Annotated in this window: 12 protein-coding genes; 5 read left to right on the forward strand and 7 right to left on the reverse strand. The window is 53.6% G+C overall.

Annotated elements, in window-relative coordinates:
- Both A7589_RS22100 and A7589_RS22105 read right to left on the reverse strand, forming a co-directional pair.
- Window positions 1-421 (reverse strand): permease (locus A7589_RS22100; RefSeq protein ID WP_201261861.1); only part of this gene is annotated, 421 nt, incomplete at its 3' end.
- Between the two features lie 72 nt (window positions 422-493).
- Entirely contained in the window at window positions 494-1,129 is a 636-nt protein-coding gene (locus A7589_RS22105) for an NAD(P)H-binding protein (protein WP_010355310.1), read from the reverse strand.
- A gap of 127 nt (window positions 1,130-1,256) precedes the next feature.
- Here A7589_RS22105 and yhbO point away from each other — a divergent pair, with 127 nt between their 5' ends.
- Window positions 1,257-1,775, forward strand: coding sequence for a protein/nucleic acid deglycase (yhbO, locus tag A7589_RS22110; protein ID WP_000037602.1), 519 nt, complete (start codon window positions 1,257-1,259; stop codon window positions 1,773-1,775).
- Here yhbO and A7589_RS22115 read toward each other — a convergent pair.
- On the reverse strand, window positions 1,755-2,198 hold the full coding sequence (locus A7589_RS22115; protein ID WP_000449442.1) for a YhbP family protein: 444 nt from the start codon (window positions 2,196-2,198) through the stop codon (window positions 1,755-1,757). The genes yhbO and A7589_RS22115 overlap by 21 nt on opposite strands.
- A gap of 50 nt (window positions 2,199-2,248) precedes the next feature.
- Between A7589_RS22115 and yhbQ the strand changes: the two genes are divergently transcribed.
- Complete coding sequence (gene yhbQ, locus A7589_RS22120) at window positions 2,249-2,551, forward strand: DNA damage response exodeoxyribonuclease YhbQ (protein WP_000189371.1); 303 nt, start codon at window positions 2,249-2,251, stop codon at window positions 2,549-2,551.
- On the opposite strand, the gene A7589_RS22125 is transcribed toward yhbQ, so the two are convergent.
- Entirely contained in the window at window positions 2,538-3,041 is a 504-nt protein-coding gene (locus A7589_RS22125) for a GNAT family N-acetyltransferase (protein ID WP_000908553.1), read from the reverse strand. The two genes, yhbQ and A7589_RS22125, sit on opposite strands and share 14 nt — an antisense overlap.
- Window positions 3,035-3,559 (reverse strand): ubiquinone anaerobic biosynthesis accessory factor UbiT, encoded by a 525-nt coding sequence (ubiT, locus tag A7589_RS22130; RefSeq protein WP_001295552.1) that lies wholly within the window; start codon window positions 3,557-3,559, stop codon window positions 3,035-3,037. Before ubiT ends, A7589_RS22125 begins: the two co-directional genes overlap by 7 nt.
- Window positions 3,560-3,767: 208 nt before the next feature.
- On the opposite strand from ubiT, the gene ubiU reads away from it, so the two are divergent.
- The 3 genes from ubiU (at window position 3,768) to A7589_RS22145 (ending at window position 6,738) form a co-directional block, all read left to right on the forward strand.
- Window positions 3,768-4,763: a ubiquinone anaerobic biosynthesis protein UbiU gene (gene ubiU, locus A7589_RS22135; protein ID WP_010355306.1), complete on the forward strand. Its 996-nt coding sequence runs from the start codon at window positions 3,768-3,770 to the stop codon at window positions 4,761-4,763.
- An 8-nt stretch (window positions 4,764-4,771) separates the two neighbouring features.
- Window positions 4,772-5,650, forward strand: a complete 879-nt coding sequence (locus A7589_RS22140; RefSeq protein WP_021551465.1) for a U32 family peptidase — start codon at window positions 4,772-4,774, stop codon at window positions 5,648-5,650.
- Window positions 5,651-5,730: 80 nt separating this feature from the next.
- Window positions 5,731-6,738: a luciferase-like monooxygenase gene (locus A7589_RS22145; RefSeq protein WP_000130416.1), complete on the forward strand. Its 1,008-nt coding sequence runs from the start codon at window positions 5,731-5,733 to the stop codon at window positions 6,736-6,738.
- Window positions 6,739-6,810: 72 nt separating this feature from the next.
- On the opposite strand, the gene mtr is transcribed toward A7589_RS22145, so the two are convergent.
- Entirely contained in the window at window positions 6,811-8,055 is a 1,245-nt protein-coding gene (gene mtr, locus A7589_RS22150; protein WP_000224360.1) for a tryptophan permease, read from the reverse strand.
- Window positions 8,056-8,208: 153 nt separating this feature from the next.
- The coding region (locus tag A7589_RS22155) for a hypothetical protein (protein ID WP_201261862.1) at window positions 8,209-8,396 on the reverse strand (188 nt) is incomplete at its 5' end.

Here is an 8,396-nt window from a genome sequence, read left to right on the forward strand (position 1 = left end):
CTTGCTGGCGACGCATCCCCGCCGCGACCGGTGCCGCACAGCAGGTACACATCATACCTGGTAGCGAAAACAGCGTTCCCAGCAGCGTGCCGCGAAAGCGCGATTGCCCCAGCGTGCGCAGCAACCAGTCACGGGGAATCAGCACCTGAATCAACGAACCGAGGATCACCCCCAGCACCGCCGCTTTCCATACCGCGAGGAAATAGATCATCGCGTAATCCAACGCCGCTTGCCACGGATTAGCATCCGCCTGTGCGAGTATTGATTTACCGATGCTGTGGGTTTCGGCGGCGGTAAACGCTTTGCCGTAGTAGGGTTGCCATTTCACATACCAAAATCCGGCAATGACAACGAGAAAGAAAAGCGCGGGCTTCCACCACTGAATGGGCGTTGCCGCCTGAGATGAAGACTGACCAGTCATAGCATTCCCCAGGAATAAGTTATGATAATTGAGCGCGTGAATATTACGCTCACTATCAATCCTTGGGAATAATTATTCAGCTCTTTTGCGTAGTTCTGAAGAGCTTAAAATAGTCACCCCTTCATGTTCAGGCCGCATGGCTTCAGCCAGCATGACCCGCGCCACATCCCGTGCATCAATGGATTTCCAGTTGCCAGGCAGCAAACGAAACAGCGGCGCAAAAAGCGTTTCGTTCATCCTCTGCTTGCTACGATCGCCCAGCAACATCGACGGACGCGCAATGGTCAGTTTCGGCCAGTTCTGGGCGATTAACGCTTCTTCCATCTCCCCTTTGACGCGGTTATAGAAAAACGGCGAATGCGCGTTTGCACCCATCGCACTGACCACCAGCATATGCTGTGCACCCAGCCGCCGTCCGGTTAACGCGGTGTCCACGACCAGCGTGTAATCGGCATGAATAAATGCCTCTTTGCTACCCGCTTCCCGCCGCGTGGTGCCGAGACAACAAAACACAATGTCGATGGGATCGGTGACCTGCGCCAGCGCGTCGGTCAGTTGTGGATCATGGGGATTGAACACGCCTGGCATATCGCCCAACGGGTGTCGCGTCGGCGCGGCTATGGCGTTTACTTTCGGTTCGTTAATCAACATCCGCAGCAGGTGACCGCCCACCAGCCCCGTTGCGCCTGTAATCAGTACCTGACTCATCTTCGCTCCTTTACAGAATTGTCCGCCTTGCACTCCCCGGTACATGCACCAGGCTTAATAGTCTACGAGGTAATTATCCCCGATTGTGGGAAATTCGCCTCATCCAATGCAACAACGCGGAGGAAGCATGAGTAAAAAGATTGCTGTTTTAATCACTGATGAATTTGAGGATTCAGAATTTACTTCACCCGCAGACGCATTTCGTAAAGCCGGGCACGAAGTTGTCACTATTGAAAAGCAAGCGGGTAAAACGGTGAAAGGGAAAAAAGGGGAAGCCAGCGTCACCATTGATAAATCCATCGATGAAGTGACGCCAGCAGAGTTTGATGCCCTGCTGCTACCGGGCGGCCATTCACCGGATTATCTGCGCGGGGACAACCGTTTTGTCACCTTCACCCGCGATTTTGTGAACAGCGGCAAACCGGTGTTTGCCATTTGCCACGGCCCGCAGTTGCTAATCAGCGCCGATGTGATTCGGGGGCGCAAACTGACCGCCGTTAAACCGATCATTATTGATGTTAAAAACGCAGGAGCGGAATTTTACGATCAGGAAGTGGTGGTCGATAAAGATCAGCTGGTTACCAGCCGAACGCCAGACGATCTGCCAGCATTTAACCGCGAGGCGTTACGCCTGCTCGGTGCCTGAGCCGCGTAGCCAGACCAGTTTTTTACCAAAGCCCAGCGTGTTGTCGGTGAATTTGATTTCATCAAGCCGGATTTGCCATACCGGTGCCGACAACATTCGGGCAACCGGAAAGCGGCGATTGTACGCCTTGCGTGCGAGGTCGCTTTCCTCACCTTCCAGCCTGCGGATCTCGCCTTTAAACTGTACGCCACGGATTAACGCCACCGTTTTCGGCTGACCGTTTACCGTTCCGGCAACCGGAGCCTGCGACCCGCTCATCTGTGCATGACGCGTTTTATCTTCCGTGAGAATGTAAAGAGCAACCTTTTGCGAATCAAACAGATAAAAGGCGTTGGCGCACCACAGTTCCCCTTCCTGCTGCACACACCAGGTGACAACATGTTGTTTTGCCAGCCAATGGCTAATAGCGGTGAGTGTTTCCATTTTTGTTCTCTTTTATACTGGTGGCCTGACCTTAACATGTGACACAAACGATGACACCCTGGTATCTCTATTTGATTCGTACCGCCGATAATAAGCTTTACACCGGGATCACCACGGATGTCGAACGCCGCTATCAGCAGCACCAGAGCGGCAAAGGCGCGAAAGCACTGCGTGGGAAAGGAGAACTAACGCTGGCGTTTTCCGCGCCAGTAGGCGACCGTTCGCTGGCACTACGGGCGGAATATCGCGTTAAGCAGCTAACCAAACGGCAGAAAGAGCGTCTGGTAGCGGAAGGCGCAGGGTTTGCAGAACTGTTGAGCAGCCTGCAAACCCCGGAGATTAAAAGCGATTGAAATGATCGTGGTACTCAACCAAACCAGTTACGCCATTCAGCGCGTCATCCGCTAAACGATGTACCTGGAAGGCGCTTTCAGTGCCCGGCCAGCGGCAACGCAGATCGTGATGCGCCGCCAGTTCAAAGCCGAAACGACTGTACAGTGCCGGATCGCCCAGCGTCACCACTGCGGCATAGCCAAACTCATTAAGCGAATCAAGTCCTTCATAGACCAGTTGGCGTGCCAGCCCCTGTCCACGGTATTTTTCATCAACCGCCAACGGCGCCATGCCAACCCATTGCAGGTCTTCGCCCTGCACATCAACCGGACTAAATGCTACATAGCCAATGACCTGACCTTCGTCATCTGTCGCCACCAGCCCCAGCGTCAGAAAGCCATCTTCACGCAGATCGTGAACCAGCTTCGCTTCCGCATCGCTTTCGAATGAACGACGCAGCAAGGCATCAATACCCGGCGCATCAATGGGAATTTCTACTCGAATTAGCATGGTTCACCTACCGATGTCTGTTTGGTTTCAGGCGCGGTTTTCATTCCCGCCTCAACAAAATCCGCCAGTTGCAGCAGCATCATGCGTAAGGCTTTCGGCATTTGCTCCAGCTCAATGGCGTCCATCAGGTTTTTCACATACAGCCCCAGCTCCGTATCGCCTTCAATCACCAGCCGGCGCTGGAAGAAAAGCGTATCTGGATCCTGTTTACGCGCCGCAATCATCAGCAGATCGCTGGCGTCGGCACTAAAACTCACATCAGCTTGCGCGTTCTGGCTGACAACCAGTTTGCCATTCACCACCGAGGTAAACCACTGCAGATCAATATCACGCACATGAATACTTAACCAGCGACCTTCAAGGAACTCCAGCTCGCCGTCGTCCAGCGCCTGGCGAAATTGCCAGCTTAAGACCTGCTCAAGAACCTGGCGTTTTAGCGCAAATGGCGTCAGTTTTACCGGTACACTCAACAGAGATGGCCCCAAATGCACAATACGGGAACGCAGTTTATCCAACACGAGTTTTACTCCCTGTTTCAACAATCGTCCTATTTTGCCATATCAGGAAAATAACATAGCGGTATAAATCAACAATTCCATATGAAATTGCTGATACCACCAATACAACTTTAACTGCCTTAAATCAAAAATTGTCGCAGCAAGGTTAACTAAAATCCCAGTTCGTTAACATTTTTGCGCTTTGATAGCGCAACCTTCAGGAAAAATTATGGAGCTGCTCTGCCCTGCCGGAAATCTCCCGGCGCTTAAGGCGGCCATCGAAAACGGCGCAGATGCTGTTTATATCGGGCTAAAAGATGATACCAATGCCCGCCACTTCGCCGGCCTTAACTTTACCGAGAAAAAATTGCAGGAAGCGGTGAGTTTTGTCCATCAACATCGCCGCAAACTTCACATCGCAATTAACACTTTTGCGCACCCGAACGGCTATGCCCGCTGGCAGCGCGCCGTGGACATGGCGGCGCAATTGGGTGCCGACGCGCTGATCCTCGCCGATCTCGCCATGCTGGAGTACGCCGCCGAGCGTTATCCGCATATTGAGCGCCACGTATCGGTGCAAGCTTCGGCGACCAATGAAGAGGCGATTAACTTTTATCATCGCCATTTTGACGTTGCCCGCGTGGTACTGCCGCGCGTGTTGTCGATTCATCAGGTGAAACAACTGGCACGGGTTACCCCTGTACCGCTGGAAGTGTTCGCTTTCGGCAGCCTGTGCATTATGTCGGAAGGGCGCTGCTATCTGTCGTCGTATCTGACAGGTGAGTCGCCCAACACCGTCGGTGCGTGTTCTCCGGCTCGCTTCGTGCGCTGGCAACAAACGCCGCAGGGGCTGGAATCCCGCCTGAACGAAGTGCTGATCGACCGTTATCAGGACGGCGAAAACGCAGGTTATCCGACGCTGTGTAAAGGGCGTTATCTTGTGGACGGCGAACGCTATCACGCGCTGGAAGAACCAACCAGCCTCAATACCCTGGAACTACTGCCAGAGTTAATGGCGGCAAATATTGCTTCGGTGAAAATTGAAGGTCGCCAGCGTAGCCCGGCGTATGTCAGCCAAGTGGCGAAAGTCTGGCGTCAGGCTATCGACCATTGTAAAGCCGATCCACAAAACTTCGTACCGCAAAGCGCGTGGATGGAGACGCTCGGGTCGATGTCCGAAGGCACGCAAACCACCCTTGGCGCGTATCACCGTAAATGGCAGTGAGAAAAGCAATGAAATATTCCTTAGGGCCGGTGCTGTGGTACTGGCCAAAAGAGACGCTGGAAGAATTTTATCAGCAGGCAGCCACCAGCAGCGCCGATGTGATTTATCTCGGTGAAGCCGTGTGCAGCAAGCGTCGGGCAACCAAAGTTGGCGAATGGCTGGAGATGGCAAAATCGCTCGCCGGTAGCGGCAAGCAGATTGTGCTCTCCACGCTGGCGCTGGTTCAGGCATCCTCTGAACTTGGCGAACTGAAACGCTATGTTGAGAATGGCGAATTTCTGATTGAAGCCAGCGATCTCGGCGTGGTGAATATGTGCGCTGAACGCAAACTGCCGTTCGTCGCCGGGCACGCGCTGAACTGCTACAACGCAGTGACGCTGAAAATATTACTCAAACAGGGCATGATGCGCTGGTGTATGCCGGTGGAACTTTCCCGCGACTGGCTGGTGAATCTGCTCAATCAGTGCGATGAGCTGGGCATTCGCAACCAGTTTGAAGTGGAAGTCTTGAGCTACGGTCATCTGCCGCTGGCCTATTCCGCCCGCTGCTTTACCGCGCGTTCGGAAGACCGCCCGAAAGATGAGTGTGAAACCTGCTGCATCAAGTATCCGAACGGGCGCAACGTGCTGTCGCAGGAAAATCAGCAAGTGTTTGTGCTCAACGGCATTCAGACCATGAGCGGCTATGTTTACAACCTCGGTAACGAGCTGGCATCCATGCAGGGGCTGGTTGATGTGGTTCGTCTGTCGCCGCAAGGTGCTGACACTTTCGCTATGCTCGACGCCTTCCGCGCCAATGAAAATGGCGCTGCTCCACTGCCGTTGACGGCAAACAGCGATTGTAACGGCTACTGGCGACGGCTGGCCGGGCTGGAACTGCAAGCATGAATAAACAGCTCACTTTGTTAACAACTTTAACTACTCTTTAATGCAGTATTAAAGATTAATCGGTAACAAAGTGAGCTGTTATGACTGATAAAACTATTCCTTTTTCGCTACTCGATCTGGCTCCCATCCCCGAAGGTTCTTCAGCACGAGAAGCGTTCTCCCACTCTCTCGACCTCGCCCGTCTGGCTGAAAAGCGCGGCTATCATCGCTACTGGCTGGCGGAACACCACAATATGACCGGCATTGCCAGTGCTGCAACATCGGTATTGATTGGCTATCTGGCGGCGAATACCACCACGCTGCATCTGGGGTCTGGCGGCGTGATGTTACCTAACCACTCACCGTTGGTGATTGCCGAACAGTTTGGCACGCTCAATACGCTCTATCCGGGGCGAATCGATTTAGGGCTGGGTCGTGCACCGGGTAGCGATCAACGGACCATGATGGCACTACGTCGACATATGAGCAGCGATATTGATAATTTCCCTCGTGATGTTGCAGAGCTGGTGGACTGGTTTGACGCCCGCGATCCCAATCCGCATGTGCGCCCGGTACCAGGCTACGGCGAGCAAATCCCCGTGTGGTTGTTAGGCTCCAGCCTTTACAGCGCGCAACTGGCGGCGCAGCTTGGTCTGCCGTTTGCGTTTGCCTCACACTTCGCGCCGGATATGTTGTTCCAGGCGCTGCATCTTTATCGCAGCAACTTCAAACCGTCGGCACGACTGGAAAAACCATACGCGATGGTGTGCATCAATATTATCGCTGCCGACAGCAACCGCGACGCTGAATTTCTGTTTACCTCAATGCAGCAAGCCTTTGTGAAGCTGCGCCGTGGCGAAACCGGGCAACTGCCGCCGCCGATTCAAAATATGGATCAGTTCTGGTCACCGTCCGAGCAGTATGGCGTGCAGCAGGCGCTGAGTATGTCGTTGGTAGGTGATAAAGCGAAAGTGCGTCATGGCTTGCAGTCAATCCTGCGCGAAACCGACGCCGATGAGATTATGGTTAACGGACAGATTTTTGACCACCAGGCGCGGCTGCATTCGTTTGATCTGGCGATGGATGTGAAGGAAGAGTTGTTGGGGTAAGTGCATTTTCCGCGCCGGGCAGTCCCCTCTCCCTGTGGGAGAGGGTTAGGGTGAGGGCATCAGACCTCACCCTTACTGATACACCGGCAGCAAATTAAAGCTCGATAAAATATGGATCAGTGCATTGCCAATGCCAAACACCAGAATCAGGACAATCATCGGCTTGCCACCCCAGACGCGGAATTTCGGGCTACCGAAGCGTTTACGCGATGCGCGAGCCAGCAGCGCCGGAACAATTGCCGCCCAGATGGTAGCCGCTAAGCCAGCATAACCAATGGCATACAGGAATCCGTTCGGGAACAGCAGGCCACCAACAACAGGCGGTGCAAAGGTCAACAGTGCCGTTTTAAAGCGACCCAGAGCCGAGTCGTCGAAACCAAACAGATCTGCCAGATAATCGAACAGACCAAGCGTTACGCCGAGGAACGAACTCGCTACCGCAAAGTTTGAGAACACTACCAGCAGCAGATCCAGACTACGACTGTTCAGCACACCGCTTAACGCCTGTACCAGCACGTCAATATTGCCGCCCTTCTCGGCGATGCCGATAAACTCCGGACGCGGGATGTTACCCATCGTCGCCAGCAACCAGATGGTATACAGCGCCAGCGCCATCAGCGTACCGTACACCAGACATTTGACGATAGTTTTCGGGTCCTTGCCATAATATTTCATCAGGCTCGGCACGTTACCGTGATAACCAAACGATGCCAGGCAGAACGGCAGCGTCATCAGCAGATATGGCGCATAAGACGCATTGCTTTCGGCGACGTTGAGCAATGTCGCAGGCTGTACATGCCCCAGCAGGCTGCCGAAAGTGAGGAAAAAGGTAATGACCTTCGCCCCCAGCACAATCGCCGTCATTCGGCTGACGGCTTTAGTGCTCAACCACACCACAAACGCCACCAACAGTGCAAAACCAAAACCCGCCGCCCGTGCCGGGACATTTAGCGACATCTCTGCGAAGGTGTGATGCAAAATCGAACCGCTGGCAGAGATATAAGCGTAAGTCAGGATATAGAGCACAAAGGCAATGGAAATGCCATTGACCACGTTCCAGCCTTTGCCCAGCAAGTCTTTGGTGATGGTGTCAAAGCTCGAACCGATTCGATAATTCAGGTTAGCTTCCAGAATCATCAAACCGGAATGCAACATACAAAACCAGGTGAAGATTAGCGCCGCCATTGACCAGAAGAACCACGCACCGGACATGACCACAGGCAGAGAAAACATTCCTGCGCCAATAATGGTGCCGCCGATAATCACCACGCCGCCAAGCAGCGACGGTGACGTTTGGGTGGTGGTTAGTGTTGCCATAAGGGCTTCTCTCCAGTGAAAAATAGTGCGACTGCGTTGTTATGTGTTGCACTGTACCAGTACGCGAGTACAAAAGACAGAAAAAAAGCCCCGATTGTTAAAATCGGGGCTGTATATATTATTTTACAGATTGTGTGCGATGGTCAGCGTGTATTACGCATCACCACCGAAACGACGACGACCGGTAGAGTCATCACGACGCGGTGCGCGGCCTTCACGACGTTCGCCGCTAAAACGACGACCATCACCACGACCACCTTCACGGCGTTCACCGCTGAAGTTACGACCGCCTTCACGACGCTCGCCACCGACACCACGACCACCGCCACGACGCTCACCGC

It is taken from the genome of Escherichia sp. MOD1-EC6475 (assembly GCF_003046645.1).
Taxonomy (GTDB): Bacteria; Pseudomonadota; Gammaproteobacteria; order Enterobacterales; family Enterobacteriaceae; genus Escherichia; species Escherichia ruysiae.